General features: G+C 71.9%; 19 protein-coding genes and 1 tRNA gene. 9 read left to right on the forward strand and 11 right to left on the reverse strand.

The window, feature by feature from the left end:
• Positions 1-11: 11 nt before the first annotated feature.
• The 3 genes from KHP12_RS27075 to KHP12_RS27085 all read right to left on the reverse strand — a co-directional run bounded on the left by KHP12_RS27075 (position 12) and on the right by KHP12_RS27085 (position 3,066).
• A complete protein-coding gene (locus tag KHP12_RS27075) occupies positions 12-1,607 on the reverse strand; it encodes a PP2C family protein-serine/threonine phosphatase (RefSeq protein ID WP_086885250.1) in 1,596 nt (531 codons plus the stop codon).
• Positions 1,608-1,682: 75 nt separating this feature from the next.
• Complete coding sequence (locus KHP12_RS27080; RefSeq protein ID WP_210609544.1) at positions 1,683-2,204, reverse strand: FHA domain-containing protein FhaB/FipA; 522 nt, start codon at positions 2,202-2,204, stop codon at positions 1,683-1,685.
• Positions 2,205-2,214: 10 nt separating this feature from the next.
• Positions 2,215-3,066, reverse strand: a complete 852-nt coding sequence (locus tag KHP12_RS27085) for an FHA domain-containing protein (protein ID WP_210609546.1) — start codon at positions 3,064-3,066, stop codon at positions 2,215-2,217.
• Positions 3,067-3,391: 325 nt separating this feature from the next.
• Here KHP12_RS27085 and KHP12_RS27090 point away from each other — a divergent pair.
• Positions 3,392-3,478 (forward strand) — tRNA-Leu (locus KHP12_RS27090).
• A 193-nt stretch (positions 3,479-3,671) separates the two neighbouring features.
• On the opposite strand, the gene KHP12_RS27095 is transcribed toward KHP12_RS27090, so the two are convergent.
• Positions 3,672-4,328 carry an FMN-dependent NADH-azoreductase gene (locus KHP12_RS27095; protein ID WP_086885318.1) on the reverse strand — a complete coding sequence of 219 codons (657 nt, stop codon included), beginning with the start codon at positions 4,326-4,328 and terminating at the stop codon, positions 3,672-3,674.
• A gap of 114 nt (positions 4,329-4,442) precedes the next feature.
• Between KHP12_RS27095 and KHP12_RS27100 the strand changes: the two genes are divergently transcribed.
• The 4 genes from KHP12_RS27100 to KHP12_RS27115 all read left to right on the forward strand — a co-directional run bounded on the left by KHP12_RS27100 (position 4,443) and on the right by KHP12_RS27115 (position 7,888).
• A complete protein-coding gene (locus tag KHP12_RS27100) occupies positions 4,443-4,820 on the forward strand; it encodes a winged helix-turn-helix transcriptional regulator (RefSeq protein ID WP_037954517.1) in 378 nt (125 codons plus the stop codon).
• A gap of 217 nt (positions 4,821-5,037) precedes the next feature.
• Positions 5,038-6,570: a DUF2252 domain-containing protein gene (locus KHP12_RS27105; RefSeq protein ID WP_086885333.1), complete on the forward strand. Its 1,533-nt coding sequence runs from the start codon at positions 5,038-5,040 to the stop codon at positions 6,568-6,570.
• A 96-nt stretch (positions 6,571-6,666) separates the two neighbouring features.
• Positions 6,667-7,491 carry a hypothetical protein gene (locus KHP12_RS27110; RefSeq protein ID WP_086885319.1) on the forward strand — a complete coding sequence of 275 codons (825 nt, stop codon included), beginning with the start codon at positions 6,667-6,669 and terminating at the stop codon, positions 7,489-7,491.
• A gap of 43 nt (positions 7,492-7,534) precedes the next feature.
• Positions 7,535-7,888, forward strand: coding sequence for a rhodanese-like domain-containing protein (locus tag KHP12_RS27115; protein ID WP_037954504.1), 354 nt, complete (start codon positions 7,535-7,537; stop codon positions 7,886-7,888).
• Between the two features lie 95 nt (positions 7,889-7,983).
• Here the strand turns inward: KHP12_RS27115 and KHP12_RS27120 are convergent, their stop codons facing one another.
• From KHP12_RS27120 to paaA, 6 genes are all read right to left on the reverse strand, one after another.
• On the reverse strand, positions 7,984-9,132 hold the full coding sequence (locus KHP12_RS27120; protein WP_211833855.1) for an acyl-CoA dehydrogenase family protein: 1,149 nt from the start codon (positions 9,130-9,132) through the stop codon (positions 7,984-7,986).
• Between the two features lie 114 nt (positions 9,133-9,246).
• Entirely contained in the window at positions 9,247-10,353 is a 1,107-nt protein-coding gene (locus KHP12_RS27125) for a 2Fe-2S iron-sulfur cluster-binding protein (RefSeq protein WP_086885322.1), read from the reverse strand.
• Positions 10,353-10,898 (reverse strand): 1,2-phenylacetyl-CoA epoxidase subunit PaaD, encoded by a 546-nt coding sequence (gene paaD, locus KHP12_RS27130; protein WP_086885323.1) that lies wholly within the window; start codon positions 10,896-10,898, stop codon positions 10,353-10,355. The genes KHP12_RS27125 and paaD overlap by 1 nt, the downstream gene beginning before the upstream one ends.
• Complete coding sequence (gene paaC / locus KHP12_RS27135) at positions 10,892-11,593, reverse strand: 1,2-phenylacetyl-CoA epoxidase subunit PaaC (RefSeq protein WP_086885324.1); 702 nt, start codon at positions 11,591-11,593, stop codon at positions 10,892-10,894. The genes paaD and paaC overlap by 7 nt, the downstream gene beginning before the upstream one ends.
• Positions 11,590-11,886 carry a 1,2-phenylacetyl-CoA epoxidase subunit PaaB gene (gene paaB, locus KHP12_RS27140; RefSeq protein ID WP_037964467.1) on the reverse strand — a complete coding sequence of 99 codons (297 nt, stop codon included), beginning with the start codon at positions 11,884-11,886 and terminating at the stop codon, positions 11,590-11,592. Before paaB ends, paaC begins: the two co-directional genes overlap by 4 nt.
• Positions 11,883-12,833 (reverse strand): 1,2-phenylacetyl-CoA epoxidase subunit PaaA, encoded by a 951-nt coding sequence (gene paaA, locus KHP12_RS27145; RefSeq protein ID WP_086885325.1) that lies wholly within the window; start codon positions 12,831-12,833, stop codon positions 11,883-11,885. The genes paaB and paaA overlap by 4 nt, the downstream gene beginning before the upstream one ends.
• Positions 12,834-13,056: 223 nt before the next feature.
• On the opposite strand from paaA, the gene KHP12_RS27150 reads away from it, so the two are divergent.
• The 3 genes from KHP12_RS27150 to KHP12_RS27160 are packed head-to-tail and all read left to right on the forward strand — an operon-like array spanning position 13,057 to position 15,864.
• Positions 13,057-13,869 (forward strand): DUF5819 family protein, encoded by an 813-nt coding sequence (locus tag KHP12_RS27150; RefSeq protein WP_211833856.1) that lies wholly within the window; start codon positions 13,057-13,059, stop codon positions 13,867-13,869.
• Complete coding sequence (locus KHP12_RS27155; RefSeq protein WP_086885327.1) at positions 13,866-15,098, forward strand: HTTM domain-containing protein; 1,233 nt, start codon at positions 13,866-13,868, stop codon at positions 15,096-15,098. Before KHP12_RS27150 ends, KHP12_RS27155 begins: the two co-directional genes overlap by 4 nt.
• Before the next feature lie 4 nt (positions 15,099-15,102).
• Positions 15,103-15,864, forward strand: coding sequence for a TrmH family RNA methyltransferase (locus KHP12_RS27160; protein WP_086885328.1), 762 nt, complete (start codon positions 15,103-15,105; stop codon positions 15,862-15,864).
• A gap of 112 nt (positions 15,865-15,976) precedes the next feature.
• Here the strand turns inward: KHP12_RS27160 and paaN are convergent, their stop codons facing one another.
• Positions 15,977-17,701 carry a phenylacetic acid degradation protein PaaN gene (paaN, locus tag KHP12_RS27165; RefSeq protein ID WP_037964453.1) on the reverse strand — a complete coding sequence of 575 codons (1,725 nt, stop codon included), beginning with the start codon at positions 17,699-17,701 and terminating at the stop codon, positions 15,977-15,979.
• 147 nt (positions 17,702-17,848) lie between these two features.
• Between paaN and KHP12_RS27170 the strand changes: the two genes are divergently transcribed.
• Positions 17,849-19,366: a 3-hydroxyacyl-CoA dehydrogenase gene (locus tag KHP12_RS27170; protein ID WP_086885329.1), complete on the forward strand. Its 1,518-nt coding sequence runs from the start codon at positions 17,849-17,851 to the stop codon at positions 19,364-19,366.
• Positions 19,367-19,368: the final 2 nt, after the last annotated feature.

Raw genomic sequence — 19,368 nt, forward strand, 5'->3', positions numbered from 1 at the left:
CCCTTACGGCTTCACTGCTGGGTGCTGCTGCACTGCGGGACCAACTTCTTCTCCTCCTCCGAGAGGGTGGGGCCGGGCTTCGGAGTGGGAGACGTCGTCGGCGTGGGCTTGGACGTGGCCTTGGCGGCATTCGTTCCGAGCTGGGTCTCGGTCTTCCCGCTCCCGGGCTTGCCGCTGCTGTTCTGGGACGGGTCGGCGCTGCTGGATGCGCCGCCACTGGGCGTCTTGTCGCCCTTGCCCTTGTCGCCGCCGGTGAGGTCCTTCTGGCTCTCCTCGGCCTTCTCCTGGGCATCGGCCTTCTTGCAGGCGCTGGCGAGGGTGGCGAGGTCCTTGGTCTTGTCCTGGGCCTGGCCCAGTCCGCTGACCGTGATCGTGTCCTCCACACGGCCGCGCTGGTCGGCCGGGAGGTACTTGAGTTCGATCTCGCGGTGGTCCTCATGGACCTTGTTGAGCTTGATCCAGGCCAGATCCTGGCTGATGCCCTGGTAGATCGCGACATGGTCGCCGTTGGAGCCAACGTAGTACTGCGTCTGGGTCCAGCGATAGCCGCCATAGAGGCCGCCACCGATCACGGCGAGGCCGAGCACGATGAAGAGCGACCGCTTGGCCCATGTCTTGCGGCCGCTCTTCTTGGTGAAGTCTCCGTCGGCGTAGTCGCCGTAACTGCCCTGCGGCATACCGCCGATGGCCGGATCGCCGCTGCCGGGCGGTCCGAAGCCGCCGTGCGCGTCGCCCTGCTGCGGCGGTACGGACCGGCCGAGCTCGGCGGCCCGGCCCGCGGGGGTGTGCGCGGCGCCGCCGTCCCCGAGCGGGACCTGGTTCTCCGCGACCGCGCCCACGATCACGGGGGTGTCGTTGAGCTGGGCGGCGAGGGTGTCGGCGCCGTCGACGTCGAGGACGTCGGCGACGATGCAGGTGATGTTGTCGGGGCCGCCGCCGCGCAGCGCGAGCTGGATCAGCTCCTGCACGGTCTCGTGCGGGCCCTGGTAGTTGGCGAGGGTGTCCTCGAGGGTCTGGTGGCTCACGACGCCGGACAGGCCGTCGGAGCAGATCAGATAGCGGTCACCGGCCCGGACCTCACGGATGGACAGATCGGGCTCCACATGGTCGCCGCTGCCCAGCGCGCGCATCAGCAGGGAGCGCTGCGGGTGGGTGCCCGCTTCCTCCTCGGTGATCCGGCCCTCGTCGACCAGGCGCTGCACCCAGGTGTGGTCCTGGGTGATCTGGGTGAGCACCCCGTCGCGCAGCAGATACGCGCGCGAGTCGCCGACGTGCACCAGACCGAGCCGCTGGCCGGTCCACAGCAGGGCGGTGAGCGTGGTGCCCATGCCCTCGAGCTGCGGGTCCTCCTCGACCATGACGCGCAGCTGGTCATTGGCCCGCTGCACGGCGGTGCCGAGGGACGTCAGGATGTCCGAGCCCGGGACGTCGTCGTCGAGCTGGACGAGGGTGGAGATCACCTCGGAGCTGGCGACCTCGCCGGCGGCCTGGCCACCCATGCCGTCGGCGATCGCGAGCAGCCGGGGACCGGCGTAGCCGGAGTCCTCGTTGCCCTCCCGGATCATGCCCTTGTGTGATCCGGCCGCGAAACGCAGTGACAGACTCATGCGCACCTCGCCCGTCGGCTCCGGGTACAGCCCCTTGCCAACCACGCTGCCCACCCTCCGGTCGTCATGGTCCTACTACTTCCGCAGCTCGATGACGGTCTTGCCGATACGGATCGGCGCACCCAGCGGAATCGGTGTCGGTGTGGTGAGTCGGGTCCGGTCGAGATAAGTGCCGTTGGTGGACCCGAGATCCTCGACGATCCACTGGCCGTCACGGTCCGGGTAGATCCTGGCATGCCGGCTGGAGGCGTAGTCGTCGTCCAGCACGATTGTTGAATCGTGCGCACGGCCGAGGGTGATGGTCTGCCCCTGGAGGGCGACCGTGGTGCCGGTGAGCGTGCCCTCGGAGACCACCAGCTTGGTGGGGGCACCGCGGCCGCGGCGGCCCCCGGACTGCTGGCGCTGCGGCGGCGCGCTCTGCTGCCGCTGCTGCTGCTGTGTTTGCGGCCGGTCGGGGGCGCCGCGCCGCGCCGAACCGCGCTGGGTCACGCGGGTCCCGAACAGGTCGCTTCGGATGACCTGGACGGCCACGATGACGAACAGCCACAGTACGGCGAGGAAACCCAACCGCATGACCGTGAGGGTCAGCTCTGACATTGCCCCCGCTTCACCCTTCGGCTTGCCGGTAAACGATGGTGGTGCTGCCCACGACGATCCGCGAGCCGTCGCGGAGCGTAGCGCGCGTGGTGTGCTGTCCGTCCACCACGATGCCGTTCGTCGACCCGAGATCCTGGATGGTCGGTGGGGTTCCGACCCGGATCTCGCAGTGTCTGCGGGAGACACCGGGATCGTCGATCCGCACGTCAGCGTCGGTGGAGCGGCCCAGAACGAGCGTGGGCCGGGAGATCTGGTGGCGGGTGCCGTTGATCTCGATCCAGCGGCGGGTCTGCCCCTGCGGCTGGGCTCCGACGCCGGCGGCCGCTCCGCTGCTGCGGGGCGCCGGACGGGCGCCGGGGGGCGCGGACGGCATCGGTGGGGCACCGGCGGGCTGGGCGGGGTAGCCGTAACCGCCGGGGCGCTGCTGCGGGGCCGCTGCGGCGCCGGCGCGGCCGGCCGCCTGCGGGCCCTCCGGGCTCTGGGACTCGCTGGAGGCCAGCGTCCGGCTGCGCACCCGGTACAGGCCGGTGTCGAGGTCCTCGGCCTTCTGCAGATGCACCTTGATGGCGCCCATGAAGGTGTATCGCTGCTGCTTGGCGTAGTCGCGGACCATGCCGGCCAGCTCGTCGCCGAGCTGCCCGGAATACGGGCTGAGCCGCTCGTAGTCGGGCGCGCTCAGCTCGACGATGAAGTCGTTCGGGACGACCGTCCGGTCGCGGTTCCAGATCGTGGCGTTGTTGTCGCACTCGCGCTGGAGCGCGCCGGCGATCTCGACCGGCTGGACCTCGGACTTGAACACCTTGGCGAAGGTGCCGTTCACGAGGCCCTCGAGACGCTGCTCGAAGCGTTTCAGTACTCCCACCGGGCACCTCCTTCCTCAGTCGTGCTCTGGGTCGTCCTGGTACTGCTTACTGATCGTATCCACGCATCGGGAAATCGGGTGGTTCCCCTTCCTGGCCCTGTGGAGCAGTGTCACCTCTCACAGGGATCGTAGAGGTGCCCTGACGACAGTGTCCCGCAACCGTGACGCTCCACGGACGGGTGGGGGCGGGGGCCTCGGTAACGGGTGTGATTGCACCCCGAGGGGCGTGCTAATGTTCTGGATGTCGGAAGGCGCTCCACACGAACCGGACGGATCAAGAAGATCGGGCCGGGGAGCGGGAGAGCGGCCGGACGGCAGCACCCATGCGCGGGTGGCGGAATAGGCAGACGCGCTGGATTCAGGTTCCAGTGCCCGAAAGGGCGTGGGGGTTCAACTCCCCCCTCGCGCACCAGTCGGAGCGGGTCTCTCCGGAGTGACGAAAGTCGCTCGGAGGGGCCCGCTTCGCGTTTGTGGCAGGGGCCTTCCGGGCTTCCTGGGAAGGCCGCAGGGGCCTCCCGGGAAGAGGAGGCCCCTGCGGCCCGACGCCCGGTGGGACCGGATCGGGCGGATCAGTTGGATCGGGCAGATCGGCCGGATCGGCCGGATCAGGCGGCGGCGAAGCGGGTGGCGAGCTCCTTGGCCTTGGCCGCGGCGTCCTCGTGGGCCTTCGCCTTGGAGGCGTCCGAGAGCTCGACCAGGTCGGCCATGGCCGGATTGCTGCGGGCCGACGTGAGTTCCGGCACAACGAAGGTGACATCGAGGCCGAGGCCGTCGCCCAGGGCCTTCCCGAGGTAGGTCGTCACGAACTCGAAGCTCTCCCGCGGGGTGCCCGGGCCGTAACCGCCGCCACGGCTGGCGACGACGATCGCCGGGGTGCCCGAGGTGGTGGTCTGCTCGGCGCCCGCGGTGCGGCCCATGATGATCACGTGGTCCAGCCACGCCTTGAGGGTGGAGGGAATCGTGAAGTTGTACATCGGCGCGCCGATCAGGACCACGTCGGCCTGCTCGAGCTCGCCGGCAAGGGTCTCCCGCAGAGCGAAGGCGGCGTGCTGCTCGGGGGAGCGCTGGTCGGGAGCGGCGAAACCGGCGGCGGCCGCGAGGCCGTCCAGGTGCGGCAGCGGCTCGGCGGCCAGATCGCGATAGATCACCGTGCCGTTCGGGTGCTGGGCTTCCCATTCCTTGCGGAAGGTGGCCGTGACCGAGCGGGAAGCGGAGGCTTCACCGGGGAAGACAGACGTGTCGATGTGCAGAAGAGTCGGCATGGATGCCTCCAGTGACAAGGCTCGGGAAGGAGCCAGTAATACCTACGTACCTACAGAAGGCACAGTAGCTTACTTTTTCGTAGTCCCGAACTAGAACGCAGTAGTGTGTATTCCATGGCGAAGGATCGTGGGGACCACAGCGAACAGGCCTGCAAGCAGGTCGACGGCGAGATGACGCGGTTCTTCGAGCTGTTCGGCAAGCGATGGACGGGGCTGATCGTGGCTGTGCTGACGGAGCAGGGGGCGTACTTCGCCGACCTGCGGCGGGCCATCCCTGGGATCAGCGAGCGGATGCTGTCGGACCGGCTCACCGAGCTCACGACGGCGGGCCTTGTGGTGCGGGAGGTCGACGCCGGGCCGCCGCTGCGGGTGGCCTACCGACTGACGGACGCGGGGAAGGCGCTGGAGCCCGCGCTGAAGGAGCTGTCGCGGTGGGCGGAGAATCATCTGCCCTCGGGCGGCGAGGGCTGCCCGGAGCAGTTCCGGGGCTGAGCCGGATCACTTTCTGAGCCGGCGGCCCGCCTTCGGATCGAGGGGCCCGCCTTCCGGTCTGGGGGCCTGCCCTTCTGATCCGGGAGTCCTCCTTCTGATCTGGGGTTTCGCCATGATCGTCAAGGTTTTCCACAGGCTCTGACGAGGTGGGTCGACAGGGGGTACGGTCGGCTCAGTCGATTCAGTCGATGTCGTGTGCGAGAAGGGCGGGGGCGCGATGACGGACGACCGGAGCGTTGAGGGCGACGGCGGCGAGGGCGGCCGAGCCGGAGCGAACGGCCGGGGCGATGGCAGCGGCGAGCGGGGATCCAGCGGCGGGGATGCCGTGGGCGGCGCGGCCCGGCGGCTGCCGCCGGTTCCGGGCTTCGCCGTGTGGCACGGTGAGGGCCCCTCTCCCCGGCAGCGGGGCAAGGCGCTGCGCAAGAGCCTGCCGCGCTCGGCGCATGCCGAGCCGCCGAGGGACACCGGGCGGCCGGATCCGGTGGCGGCGGTCGAGCGGTCCAACGCGGGGCGGTTGCCGGAGCTCACCCCGATCCGGGTGGGGCGGATGGCCGCGAACCCCTTCTCCTTTCTGCGCGGGGCCGCCGGGCTGATGGCGCACGACCTCACGACCACGCCGGTGACCGGTATCGGGGCCCAGCTGTGCGGCGATGCCCACGCCGCCAACTTCGGGATCTACGGGGATGCGCGCGGTGGCCTGATCATCGATCTCAATGACTTCGACGAGACCGTCCACGGTCCGTGGGAGTGGGATGTGAAGCGGCTCGCGGTCTCGCTGGTGCTGGCCGGCCGGGAGGCGGGCGCCGACGAGGACACCTGCCGGGCGGCCGCCCAGGACGCGGTGGGCGCCTATCGGCGCACGGTGCGACTGCTGGCCAAGCTCCCGGCGACGGAGGCGTGGAACGCGATCGCGGACGAGGAGCTGGTCTCCCACACGGACGCCAAGGACCTGGTGGGCACGCTGGAGCGGATCTCCGAGAAGGCCCGGCGGAACACCAGCGCGCGGTACGCCGCCCGGGCCACCGAACCCGTGCCGGGCGGGGAGGGCGCCTCCGGCCGGCCGGAGGCCAGGCGCTTCGTGGACGCGCCGCCGGTGCTGCGGAGGGTGCCGGACGAGGAGGCGGCGGCGGTGGCCTCGTCGCTCGCCGGGTATCTGGGCACGCTGCCGGAGGACCGGCTGCCGCTGCTCTCGCGGTACGAGGTGCACGATGTGGCGTTCCGGGTGGTCGGCACGGGCAGCGTGGGCACCCGCTCCTATGTGGTGCTGCTGCTCGACCACCGGGGCGAGCCGCTGGTGCTCCAGGTGAAGGAGGCGCGCCCCTCCGCGCTGCTGCCGCATCTGGCGAAGGCCGGTTTCGAGGTGCCGGATGTCACACACGAGGGGCGGCGGGTGGTGCTCGGCCAGAAGCGGATGCAGGTGGTCAGCGACATCCTGCTGGGGTGGACCACGGTGCGGGGGCGGCATTATCAGGTGCGGCAGTTCCGCAACCGCAAGGGAAGCGTGGACCCGGCGGCCCTGGCCGCGGACCAGATGGATGACTACGGGCGGATGACCGGGGCCCTGCTGGCCCGGGCCCACTCCCACAGCGCGGACCCCCGGATGCTGGCCGGTTACTGCGGCAAGGGGGAGGAGCTGGACGAGGCGGTGGCCGCCTTCGCGGTGGCGTACGCGGATCGCACGGAAGCGGATCACTCCGCGCTGGTCAGGGCGGTGCGCAATGGACGGATAGCGGCCGAGATGGGGGTATGAGGCGCGGGCGGGGGTGTGACCTCCGTCGCCGATCATCGCCGGACGTAGTCTGAGCGGGTGACGAATCCGGAAGCGCAGCAGCAGGCACGGCAGTCGATGTCGGACGCGGAGCCCCAGGCGGAGTCGCACGACCGGTCGCAGGAGGAGACTCAGGCCGCCGAGCGGCTGGAGCGGGCGGTGCGCGCGGCCGAGCAGGCGCTGATCGAGTTCGAGATAGCGGTGGAGACCTTCCGGGTGGAAGTGGAGAACTTCTCCCGGCTGCACCACCAGCGGCTCGGGCCGATGTACTCACGCCTCGACGAGCTGGACGCGTTGATCGCCGAGGCGCTCGCGGCGCGCACCGGCGATCCGGAGGACCTCCGCAAGGCCCGTGAGGCGCGGGGGCTGGTGCAGCCGATGCCGGGCGTGGAGGAGCTGTTCCACGGCTGGATCGACTCGGAGGGGCTCTCGCCGGAGGCGGCCGCCATGCTCACCGAGCGGCCGGTGCAGCCGCCGCCGCGGGTGCGGCCGAGCGAGGAGGCCCGCCGGATCTACCGGGAGCTGGCCCGTAAGGCCCATCCGGATCTGGCCGAGGAGGAGGCCGAGCGGGAGCGGCGCGGTGCCTTCATCGTGCGGGTCAACGCGGCGTACGCGGCCGGGGACGAGGAGGCGCTGCGGGCGCTGGCCGAGGAGTGGGAGGCCGGTCCGCCGCCGCCGGAGCGGCGGGCGAGCCGCAGCGAGGAGCTCTACGCCCGGCTGGAGTGGCTGGCCGAGCGCAAGGAGATGCTGGCCGCGGTCGCCGCGGAGCTGGAGTCGAGCGCGATCGGCGCGATGATCAAGATGGCGCCCGAGGACCCCGATGGGCTGCTGGACGAGATCGCCGAGCAGCTGCTGGCCCAGGCCTCGGAGAAGGAGGCCCGGCTCGCGGAGCTGGTGCAGTAGTAGGTTTGCCGCAGTTGCCGATGTCGTGTGAGAGGTGTGTCCGATGCATTTTGCCCAGCTTCCCCAGGTGGAGGCGGCGGCGGTACCGGCCGATGGCCTTCTGCTGGACGTCCGGGAGGACGACGAGTGGGCGGCCGGGCATGTCGAGGGCGCGCTGCACATCCCGATGGGCCAGGTTGTGGCGCGGTTCGACGAGCTGACCGCGGCGGCCGGCGACGGGCAGCGGGTGCATGTGATGTGCCGGGTCGGCGGCCGCTCCGCGCAGGTGACGCAGTATCTGGTCGCGCAGGGGCTGGACGCGGTGAATGTGGACGGCGGGATGCTCGCCTGGGACGCGGCGGGCCGGCCGATGGTGAGCGGCCCCGACGGCACCGCCGAAGGGGCCTTTGTGCTCTAGAAGTTTCCCTACTGATCTTCCCCGCGGACCTTCCCCGCTGATCGGCGGGGCGCGCCGCTCAGCCGAGGGGTGGGCGTCGGCCGAGCGGCGGGCGGTCAGCCGAGGGGGTGGGCGGCGAGAAGTTCGCCCAGCGCCTCCTCATGGGCGGCGGCCGATCCCAGCGAGAGTTCCAACTGCTTGCCCCAGGCGTGATAGCGGTGCAGGGGGTAGTCGGTGACCGCACCGAAGCCACCGTGCAGATGCTGGGCGGTCTGGACGACGCGGCGCACGCCCTCGGCGGCCCAGATCTTGGCGACGGCGACATCTCCCGCTATGGGCAGCGCGCCGCTCACCGTGGGCCGCTCCTCGTCCAGGGACAGCCGCCAGGCCGCCTGCCACAGCGTGGCCTCCATGGCCCGCAGATCGATATAGCGGTCGGCGGTCTGCACGGCGACCGCCTGGAAGGTGGCGAGCGGGAAGCCGAACTGCTTGCGGTCGCTCACATACGAGCTGGTGAGGTCCAGCACCGCCGAGCCGAGGCCCAGCGCGAGGGCGCAGGTGCCGGTGGTGAGGAGATCGCGCAGCCATTCCCAGGCGCCGTCCGCGGTCAGCACCTCGCGGTCGGTGAGCCGCACCCCGTCCAGCCGGACCTCGGCCTGCCGCTCACCGCTGGTGGAGATCTGCTCCTTGAGGGCGACGCCCTCATGGTCGCGGGGGACCAGGGCGAGGACCGTACCGCCCTCCCCGGTGTGGGCCGGGAGCAGCACGCGATCGGCGCCATGGGCCCAGGGGACTGCGGTCTGGACACCGTCCAGCACCCAGCCCTCGCCGGTCCGCCGTGCCTGGACGGCGAGTTCGGCCGGGCCATGGCCGGTGCGGCCGCTGGAGGCGGCGGTGAGGACCAGCTCACCGCGGGCGGCCCGGGGCAGCACATCGGCACACAGCTCGTCCCCGCCGTAGCGCTGCACGGCCAGTGCGGCGGCGCTGGACTCCAGCAGCGGCACCCGGGCCAGCACCCGGCCGCATTCCCGCAGCATCAGGCAGAGGGCGAGCGGGTCCAGGCCCGAGCCGCCGTACCGGGGGTCGAGGGTCAGGCCCAGCAGATCGCCCTCGGCGAGCTTCCGCCACAGCGCGCGGTCGAAGTCGTCGGCGACGGCGCCCGCGGTCAGCGCGGGGCTGGGCACGCTGTCCGGCGTGACGGAGGAGAAGACGGCCTTCGCCGCCTCGACGGCCGCCTGCTGCTCCTCGGTGAAGGTGAAGTCCACTGTCCGTACCTCCCGCGCCGCGGCTATATCTGACGGCCCGTCAAGATAGAACAGGTTCTACAAGAAGGGAACGCCGGTGCCGCGCCCGGACGCAGGTGCCGCGCCCGGGGCCTGTCAGCGGTCGAAGTCCAGCTCCACCCGCTCGCCCACCGGGTGGGACTGACAGGCCAGCACATAGCCCGCCTCCACCTCGTCCGGCTCCAGCGCGAAGTTCCGGTCCATCCGCACCTCGCCCGAGACCAGGAAGGCCCGGCAGGTGCCGCAGACCCCGCCCTTGCACGCGTACGGCGCGTCGGACCGATTGCGCAGCACGGTCTCCAGCAGCGGCTCCCCGTCCTGGACCGGCCAGGTGCCCGAGCGGCCGTCCAGGGTCGCCGTGACCGAGCTGTGCGAGGCGGCCGGGGCCGGGCCCGATATGGGGACGCCCTCGGCGGGGGCCGCGTCCACATGGAAGATCTCCTGGTGAACCCGGCCGCGGGAGACCCCGAGGCCGCGCAACGCCCGCTCGGCGGCGCGCACCAGACCGTAGGGCCCGCACAGGAACCAGCCGTCCACCGAGGCGACCGGCAGCAGCGCCGGGAGCAGCCCGGTCAGCCGCTCCTCGTCGAGCCGCCCGGAGACCAGCCCGGCCTGCTGCTCCTCCCGGGAGAGCGCGCACACCAGCTGGAACCGGTCGGGCCAGCGGTCCTTGAGGTCGGCGACCTCCTCCAGGAACATCGTCGAGGCCGCCGTGCGGTCGCTGCGGATCAGACAGAAGCGCGCCTCGGACTGCCGGCTGAGCAGCGTGGCGGCGATGGACAGCACCGGGGTGATACCGCTGCCGCCGACGACCGCCGCGAAGTGACCGGGGCGGGGCTCCAGGACGAACCGTCCGGCCGGGGCCATCACCTCCATGACCTCCCCGACCGCCAGCTCCTTGAGGGCATAGGTCGAGAACCCACCGCCCTCGACCAGCCGCACCCCGATCCGCAGGAACTCCGGGCCCTCCGCACCCGGGGCCGGGGTGCAGATCGAGTACGTCCGGCGGATCTCCGCGCCATCGGCGAACCGGCGCACCGCGATGTGCTGCCCCGCCGCGAAGCGGAACGTCTCCCGCAGCGCGGGCGGCACCAGGAGGGTGACCGCCACCGCGTCATCGGTGAGCCGGTCGACCGCCGCCACCCGCAGCGGGTGGAACGCGCCGTGGCGGGGCGTGACCCGCTGCACCTCCTCCGCGGCCATCACAACTCCTTGAAGTGGTCGAAGGGTTCGCCGCAGGCCGCGCAGCGGCGCAGCGCCTTGCAGGCGGTGGAGGAGAAGCGGCTGAGCAGCTCGGTCTCGGTCGAGCCGCAGTGCGGACAGCGCACCGCCAGGGCCACCGGGACCGGACCGCCCCCCGTCGCGTCGAGCGGCGCGGGCGGCGCTATGCCGGACTCCGCCAGCTTGCGGCGGCCCTCGGCGCTGATCGCGTCCGTCGTCCAGGGCGGGGAGAGGACCGTGCGCACGGCGACCTCGGGGACGCCATGGTCATGGAGCACCCGCTCGATATCGGTGGCCATCGACTCCAACGCCGGGCAGCCGGTGTAGGTGGGCGTCAGCTCGACCTCGACCCGGCCCGGCCCCAGCAGCCGCAGCCCGCGCATCACCCCCAGCTCGGCCAGGGACACCATCGGCAGCTCCGGGTCCGGCACGGATCCGGCCAGCCGCAGCAGCTCCTCCTCGAGCGGGGTGAGGCGGGCGCCGGACGCCTGAGGCGTGGGCGCCGCGGAGGGCCCGGGCGTCACCATGTCGCCCCCGGGTGGCTGCGGTGCAGATGCTGCATCTCGGCGAGCATCCGGCCGAACGGCTCGGTGTGGATGCCCTGGCGCCCCGCGCCGGCCGCCCAGCCGCCGCGCCGGGGCCCCTCGGGCACCGCCAGGGTGGCGCGCTCCAGGACCGAGGTGATCCGGGTCAGCCAGGCGTCGTGCAGGGTGCCCCACTCCACCTCGCACCCCTCGACCGGCTCGAAGAGCTCACCGGTGAACCGCCAGAGCGCGTCCAGCCCGCGCCGCATCCGCTCATGGCTCTCGTCCGTGCCGTCGCCGAGCCGCAGGGTCCAGTGCTCGGCGTGGTCGCGGTGGTAGGCCACCTCCTTGACGGCCTTGGCGGCCAGCGGGGCGAAGGGGCCGGTGCCGCGCGCCAGCCGCTCGTACAGCAGCTCCTGGTAGGTGGAGAAGTAGAGCTGACGGGCGATGGTCCGGGCGAAGTCCCCGTTGGGCTGCTCGACCAGCTGGACGTTGCGGAACGCCCGCTCCTCGCGCAGATACGCCAGCTCGTCCTCGTCGCCGGCGAGGGAGAGCAGCACCCGGGCCTGGCCGAGCAGGTCGAGGGCGATATTGGCGAGCGCGACCTCCTCCTCCAGCACGGGCGCCTGCCCGGCCCACTCCCCCAGCCGGTGGGAGAGCACCAGCGCGTCGTCGCCCAGGGCGAGGGCCGCGGTCACAGGTGCCGCACCCCCTCGGGGATCGCGTAGAAGGTGGGGTGCCGGTAGGGCTTGTCGGCGGACGGCTCGAAGAACGGATCCCGCTCGTCCGGGGAGGAGGCGGTGATCTCGGTGGACGGCACCACCCAGATCGAGACGCCCTCGGAGCGGCGGGTGTACAGATCCCGTGCGTTCCGCAGGGCCATTTCCGCGTCCGGGGCGTGGAGGGAACCGGCGTGAGTGTGTGACAGTCCGCGCCTGCTGCGGACGAACACCTCCCACAGCGGCCATTCGGTGCTCGGGCTGCCGCTCATGCCTGTGCCTCCCCGTGCTTGGCCGCGTACGCCGCGGCTGCCTCGCGCACCCAGGCGCCTTCCTCGTGGGCCCGGCGCCGCTGGTTGATCCGCTGTGCGTTGCACGGCCCGTTTCCCCGCAGCACCTCGCGGAACTCGTCCCAGTCGATCGGGCCGAAGTCGTAATGCCCCCGCTCCTCGCTCCAGCGCAGCTCGGGGTCGGGGAGGGTGAGGCCGAGGGATTCGGCCTGGGGGACGCAGATGTCGACGAAGCGCTGGCGCAGCTCGTCATTGGAGTGGCGCTTGATCTTCCAGGCCATCGACTGCGCGGAGTGGGCCGAGGCGTCGTCCGGCGGGCCGAACATCATCAGCGACGGCCACCACCAGCGGTCCACCGCGTCCTGCGCCATGGCGTGCTGGGCCTCGGTGCCCCGGCTCAGGGCCAGCAGCAGCTCGTATCCCTGGCGCTGGTGGAAGGACTCCTCCTTGCAGATGCGGACCATCGCCCGTGCGTAGGGCCCGTAGGAGCAGCGGCACAGCGGGACCTGGTTGGTGATCGCGGCGCCGTCCACCAGCCAGCCGATGGCGCCGACATCGGCCCAGGTCAGCGTGGGGTAGTTGAAGATCGAGGAGTACTTCTGGCGGCCGCTGTGGAGCTTGTCCAGCAGCTCGTCCCGGCCGGTGCCCAGGGTCTCCGCCGCGCTGTAGAGATACAGGCCGTGGCCCGCCTCGTCCTGGACCTTGGCCATCAGGATGGCCTTGCGCCGCAGCGAGGGGGCGCGGGTGATCCAGTTCGCCTCCGGCTGCATGCCGATGATCTCGGAGTGGGCGTGCTGCGCCATCTGCCGCACCAGCGTGGCCCGGTACTCATCGGGCATCCAGTCGCGCGGCTCGATGCGCTCGTCCGCGGCCAGGGCGGCGTCGAACACCGCCTCGTACGCTCCCGCGTCCGCCGCCATCGTCGTCATGCGAAGCCCCTCCGCCATTCGTCTCCGCCGACCGGCCAGCCGACCGACCGATCGTTCGGTTCAATGGTGTGCTGAGGAACGTAGGGTGTCAACCCTGTGGATAACGCTGAGGACGCTGTGCCGAGTGGTTCCGCATCGGTACGGTGCCGGGGCGTGGGGGCCACGGGGGCGCGCGGTCGACCGGCGTGCGCGAAGACCTGGACCATCGGGAGCGGGGCGGGGTATGGCGGACACGGAGCCGGAACCGGCGGATGGGGAGCCGACGGGGCCGGAGCCGCAGGAAGCGGAGCCGACGGATCCCGAACCGACGGGACCGGAACCGACGGACCCGGAGCCGGGGGGACCGGACTCGGCTGAATCGGGCCCGGCGGAATCGGCGCCGGACGGCGACGCGGCGGAACCGCTCACCACGTTCTCCCTGCCCGCCCAGCTGATCATCGCGGTGGCCATCGCGGTCGCCGCCGTCGCCGCCGCGGTCCACCTCTCGGCGGCCTTCCTGAGCGTCTCACCGCCCAACACCCTCACCAAGCGGCACGGCGCGGCGATAGACGACTACGTCTATCCGGAGTTCGAACGGGTCTGGAAGCTCTTCGCCCCCAACCCGCTCCAGCAGAACATCGCCGTGCAGGCCCGCGCCGAGATCCGCACCTCCGCCGGCGGCACCGCGACCACCGGCTGGCGCGACCTCTCGGCCCAGGACGGCGCGGCCATCCACCACAACCCGCTGCCCAGTCACACCCAGCAGAACGAGCTGCGCCGCGGCTGGGAGTTCTACGTCGGCTCGCATGATGTGCGGGAGCGGCCGCAGGGGATGCGCGGCAACCTCTCCGAGCAGTACATCCGCCGGATCGTGATGCTCCGCCTCGGCCGCGAGGAGGACGGCGGCACCGTGGAGCGAATACAGGTGCGCTCCGCGACCACTCCGGTGGCCCCGCCGTCCTGGAGCGACGAGAAGATCGACACCAAGACGGTCTACCGCACGCTGCCGTGGTGGACCGTGACCTCCGATGACCTCCCGGAGGTGAAGCGCCGATGACCCCCTCCGCCCGCCTCCAGACCGCCGTGGCGCGTGGCTACACGCGCGTCACCGCGTCCGCGCTCGGCCCCCGGCAGAGCGCCGTCGTGCGCATCGGCTTCTCCTTCACCTGGCTGCTCTTCCTGGTGCGCGAATGGCCCCACCGCCGGGAGCTGTACGGGCCGGACGGCCCGTGGAACTGGGACATGGCCGCCCGGCTGATCGACGGCAACCGTGCCTTCACCGCGCTCATGTGGTCCGACAGCACGGTGTGGTTCGAGATCGTCTACGCCCTCGCCATCGTCTCCAGCGCGCTGCTGCTGGTGGGCTGGCGCACCCGCACCATGTCCGTGCTGTTCATGATCGGGGTGCTGTCGCTGCAAAACCGCAGCATCTTCGTGGGGGACGGCGGCGACAATCTCATCCATCTGATGTCGATGTATCTGGTGCTGACCCGGTGCGGTCAGGTGTGGTCCCTGGACGCGCGCCGGGCGGCCCGGTGGGCGGACCGCGAATGGCCGCCGCGCGACACCACCGGAATCGTGCTGTGGGCCGTCACCGGGGCCGCCCTGCTCTGGGCGCAGTTGTTCACCGACGCCCGGCTGTTCCTGACCGCCGATGGCCCGCTGCCCGGGCTGGGCTGGGGCACCGTCCTGTGGGGGCTGTGGCTCGTCCAGGCCGGTTGGTGGTTCGTCAGGCGTTACGCGCCGGGGGAGCCGCGCACCGTATCGGACGTGCTCGCCAATGTGGCGCACAACGGCGCCCTGTTGGTGATCATGGCCGAGGTGTGTCTGCTGTACGCCTCGGCCGGCTGGTACAAGATCCAGGGTTCGCGCTGGCAGGACGGCACCGCCCTCTACTACCCGCTGCACCTGGACTACTTCTCGCCCTGGCCCTGGCTGGCCGACACCATGGCGTCCAGCGGCACCCTGGTGATGGTGCTGACCTACGGCACGGTCATCGTCCAGGTGGCCTTTCCGTTCACCCTGCTCAACCGGCGGGCCAAGAACGTGATGCTCGTCCTGCTGATGATGGAGCACCTCGGCATCGCCGTGATGCTGGGGCTGCCCTTCTTCTCGCTCGCCGTGATCGCGGCTGACTCGGTCTTCCTGCCGACGAACGTCCTGCGCTGGGCCGAGGCGCGGCTGGGCCGGGCCCGGGACCGGCTGGCGGCGCGCGCCGTATGGCTGCCCGGGCAGCGAGCGCGGGAGAACGACGAGGAATCCCCGGCCGGCACCCTCGTACGCTGAGGGAATGATCGATGACGAGTCCGCGCGGGCCGTACGGCACTGGCGCGCGACGGCCCCCGACACCGTGCTGCTGGACGGCTTCCACGCGCTGAAGCACGCGCTGCGGTTCGGCGCGGAGGTGCGCGCAGCGGTCACCAGCGACAAGGCGGCCGCCGTGGAACTCGCCGAGGACCTGGCCGACGACCTCACCGAGGTGATCGCGGACCTTCTGGTGGAGGTGGACGCCGGGACCCTGCGCGATCTGGTGGCCAGGGTGCATCCCACACGGGTCGCCGCCCTGGCGGTCCGGCGCGGCCGTCGGGCGAATCTGGACGAGCTGTCCCGGCGGCCCCGGCGGGCCCCGGTGGTCGTCCTGGACAACCCCCGCAATCTGGGGAACGTCGGGGCCGTGGTCCGGCTCGCCGCCGGGTTCGGGGCCACGGGCGTGGTCACCACCGGAGATATCGACCCCTGGCATCCGAACGCCGTGCGCTCGGGCGCCGGGCTGCACTTCGCCACCGCGGTGGAGCGGCTGCCGGACGACGCCCTTCCGGAGGGGCCGCTGTACGCGCTGGACCCGGAGGGGGCGGACATCCGGTCCCTGACCATCCCCGATGACGCGCTGCTCGCCTTCGGCTCCGAGCGGCACGGGATCTCCCCGGAGCTGCGGAAGCGGGCCACGAGGCTGGTGGCCCTTCCCATGCGGCCCCAGGTGTCCAGCTACAACCTGGCCACCAGCGTGGCCATGGCCCTCTTCCACTGGGGCGGACCCGACCGCCCGGCTTAGGCCCGTCCCGTCCCGCCAAAGGCCGTCGCGCCTTGCCCATAGGCACCGCCGGCCCCGCCCTAGGCCACGTCCAGGCGGGGCGTGCGCGGGCACGCCCCGCCCACTGGGCCCGTTACTCCGCCGGGCGGCGGACCTCGACCATCCGGAAGCGGCCGGCCACGAACGCCCCGTCGCACAGCGCGGCGTTGGCCGACGGGTTGCCGCCCGTGCCGTGGAAGTCCGAGAAGGCCGCGGTCTGGTTCACATACACGCCACCGGTCAGGTTGAGCGACAGCTGGGCGCACTCCTCCAGACACGCCTCCTCGATCAGCCGCTCCGCCTCCGGCGAGGTGGTGTACGCCCCGACCGTCATCGCGCCCTTGTCCCGGGTGGTCCGGCGCAGCAGTGCCACCGCGTCCTCCGTGGAGGCGACGGCGACGGCGAAGGAGACCGGGCCGAAGCACTCGGCCAGATAGGGCGCGTCCGCGTCCGCCCCCTCCCAGAACTTCCGCGCGCCGTCCGCCTTGACCATCAGCGGCGTGCGCACCGTGGCGCCCGGGAAGTCGGGGTGGGCCACCGTGCGGGAGGCCAGGGCGACCGCGCCCAGGCCGGGGGCGGCCTCCAGCCGCTCCTGGACCCGCGGGCCCACGATCGCGCCGAGCAGCGCGCTCGCCCGTGCGTCGTCGCCCAGCAGCCCGTCCACCGCCGCCGCCAGGTCGGCCACCACCTCGTCATAGGTCTTGGGGCCGGCGTCGGTGGTGATGCCGTCGCGGGGGATCAGCAGATTCTGCGGGGTGGTGCACATCTGGCCGCTGTAGAGGGACAGGGAGAAGGCCAGATTGGCGAGCATGCCCTGGTAGTCGTCGGTGGAGTCGATCACCACCGTGTTGACCCCCGCCTTCTCCGTGAAGACCTGGGCCTGGCGGGCGTGGGTCTCCAGCCAGTCGCCGAAGGCGGTGGATCCCGTGTAGTCGATGATTCGGATCTCGGGGCGGACGGCGAGGACCTTGGCGATCCCCTCGTCCGGCCGCTCGGCGGCCAGCGCCACCAGATCGGGGCTGAATCCCGCCTCCTTCAGCACCTCGCGCGCCACCTGGACGGTCAGCGCCAGCGGCAGAACGGCCTGGGGGTGCGGCTTGACCAGCACCGGATTGCCGGTGGCCAGCGAGGCGAAGAGCCCCGGATAGCCGTTCCACGTCGGGAAGGTGTTGCAGCCGATCAGCAGCGCGATACCGCGCGGGACGGCCGTGAACGTCTTGCGCAGGCGCAGCGGGTCGCGCTTGCCCTGCGGCTTGGACCAGTCGGCGGCGCCCGGAGTGCGGGTCTGCTCGGCGAACGCGTACGCCACCGCCTCCAGGCCGCGGTCCTGGGCGTGGGGGCCGCCCGCCTGGAACGCCATCATGTACGCCTGTCCGCTGGTGTGCATGACGGCCTGGGCGAACTCATGGGACCGGGCGCCGATCCGAGCCAGGATCTCCAGGCACACCATGGCCCGTGTCTCGGGACCGGCGTCCCGCCAGGCGGGCATCCCCGCCCGCATCGCCGGGAGGAGCACCTCGATGTCCGGATGCGGATACTCCATGCCCATCTCCGCTCCGAACGGAGAGACCTCGGAGCCCGCCCAGCCGTCGGTGCCCGGCTGGTCCAGCTCGAAGCGCTTGCCGCGCAGCGCCTCGAACGCCGCCTGGCCCTCGGCGACGCTCAGGCTCGGGCGCCCGCCCTGGCCCTCGCCGCCGTAAGCCTTCGGGTGCTCGGGGTGCGGGGACCAATAGGCGCGGGTACGGATCGCCTCCAGGGCCTGGTCGAGGGTGGGGCGGTGCTCTTGCGTCAACTGCGCGGTGGTGAGTGCGGCGGTCACGACTGACCAACTCCTCGTCGAGCTGGGGCTGGGCTGGAATGGGCGACAGGGTTAGAGTAACCGAACGATCGGTCGGGACAAGAGGGCCTGGCGAACCTGTGGACAACTTCGTCCCTGTGGACAACTTCGTCGAAAAGGATCTGCGGCATGACTGCGATCGACCGTGGGACCGACCGCGCCGGCCTCGTCGCCGTCGTCGGCACCGGCACGATGGGCCAGGGGATCGCCCAGGTGGCGCTGGCCGCGGGCCACCCCGTGCGGCTCTACGACGCCGTGCCCGGCCGTGCCTCCCGGGCCGCCGACGCCATCGCGGACCGGCTCGGCCGGCTGGTCGCCAAGGAGCGCCTCACCGCCGCCGACCGCGACGCCGCCCTCGGCCGGCTCACCCCCGTGGCCGACCTCGCGGACCTGGCCGGGGCGGGGCTGGTGGTCGAGGCGATCCTGGAGGAACTCGACGCCAAACAGCAGCTGTTCACCGCGCTGGAGTCGGTGGTCTCCGACGGCTGTCTGCTCGCCACCAACACCTCCTCTCTCTCCGTCACCGCCGTCGCGGGCGTCCTGCGCCGCCCCGGCCGCCTCCTCGGTCTGCACTTCTTCAATCCGGCCCCGCTGATGCCGCTGGTGGAGGTGGTGCGCGGCGCCGCCACGGACGAGACCGCCGCCGACCGCGCCCACGCCACCGTCGCGGCCTGGGGGAAGACCCCGGTGCGCTGCGCCGACATCCCCGGGTTCATCGTCAACCGGATCGCCCGCCCCTTCTACGCGGAGGCGTTCCGGGCGTACGAGGAGCGCGCCGCCGACCCCGCCACCCTGGACGCCGTGCTGCGCGAGTCCGGCGGTTTCAGGATGGGCCCCTTCGAGCTCACCGACCTGATCGGCCAGGACGTGAACGAGGCCGTCACCCGATCCGTCTGGGAAGCGCTGTTCCACGATCCGAAATTCACCCCGTCCCTCGCCCAGCGGCAGCTCGTCGCCTCCGGGCGGCACGGGCGCAAGACGGGCCACGGCTGGTACGACCACACCGAGGGCGCCGGGCGGCCCGCCCCGCACACCGCGGAGCCGTGCGAGCCGCCCGGCAAGGTCGCCCTCCATGGCGACCTGGGGCCCGCACAGGGGCTGGTCGGTCTCATCGAGGAGACGGGCATACCGGTGACCCGCGAGCCCGTCGGGGCCCATCTCGCCCTGCCCGACGGCACCCGCCTGTCCCTGGCCGACGGCACGACCGCCACCGACGACCCCTTCGCCGCGTCGGTCCGCTTCGATCTGGCGCTGGACTACCGCACCGCCACCCGCGTCGCACTCGCGGCGTCCGCAGCCGCCCCCGAGGAGTCCCTGCGGTCCGCGGTCGGCCTGTTCCAGGCGCTCGGTAAGGAGGTCAGCGTGGTGCAGGACGTCCCCGGCATGGTCGTGGCCCGCACGGTCGCGATGCTCGTGGACTTCGCCGAGGACGCCGTCGCCCGCGGGGTGGCGAGCCCCGAGGACATCGACACCGCCATGCTGACCGGTGTCAACTACCCGCGCGGACCGCTGGCCTGGGGGCGCGCGCTCGGCGCCCGCTGGGTGCGCGACACCCTGCGCAACCTCCACCACGCCTGTCCGACCGGCCGCTACGCCCCTTCCCAGGCGCTGATCCGGCGTGCGGCCGCCGATGAGAGGCTGCTCTAATC

The sequence above is a fragment of the Streptomyces asiaticus genome, from assembly GCF_018138715.1.
Classification (GTDB): domain Bacteria; phylum Actinomycetota; class Actinomycetes; order Streptomycetales; family Streptomycetaceae; genus Streptomyces; species Streptomyces asiaticus.